Origin of the sequence: Ruminococcus sp. OM04-4AA, from assembly GCF_003462585.1 — a bacterium.
GTDB lineage: Bacteria > Bacillota > Clostridia > Lachnospirales > Lachnospiraceae > Mediterraneibacter > Mediterraneibacter faecis.
Map to the genome: position 1 here is coordinate 1 of NZ_QTZH01000177.1, position 537 is coordinate 537.

The following is a 537-nucleotide window of genomic DNA, read 5'->3' on the forward strand; positions in this document are numbered from 1 at the left end:
TCCGTAATGTTATCGGAATCATCAAATTGCTGTTGGATACTCTCATTAAAATCCTCTTCGATTTCTTTCTTGGCATCTTTTTCCGAGATTTCTAACAGATTTGCATAATCTTTATAATCTCCATGATAGTATGCATCAAGAGAACTTTGGACGTAAGATTTGGCATCGAAGTCTGGTTGTTTAGAGCACGCACTAATCCCAATACTTAACATTATCGTTCCCAAAATCATTAGATACTTTTGTAAGTTTTTCATCCTGTTATCCTCATACTTTTACTTTACGAAAAAATCCACAAATTTTCCGGCTTTTGATGGCAATTTAAATTTATATTCTTGTCCTTCATAATTGAAAGAAAACTTTCCACCAAATAATCCGGCTTTCCCTTGGATATTTTTCATATTCGGAATATAAATTTTCGCTAATCGTTCGCCATAAGAATTATCAATATTGGCTCGGTGAATATATAAAATATCTTCATATACACTCAGCAATACTAATCCCTTAACGCTCCCAATAAGACCACCTATTTTATTGCTA

General features: G+C 33.0%; 2 protein-coding genes. Both read right to left on the reverse strand.

Annotated elements, in window-relative coordinates; translation table 11 throughout:
• On the reverse strand, positions 1–254 hold a 254-nt coding region (locus DXB52_RS16005), incomplete at its 3' end, for a hypothetical protein (protein WP_472520605.1).
• Between the two features lie 18 nt (positions 255–272).
• On the reverse strand, positions 273–537 hold a 265-nt coding region (locus tag DXB52_RS16315; RefSeq protein ID WP_181989248.1), incomplete at its 5' end, for a hypothetical protein.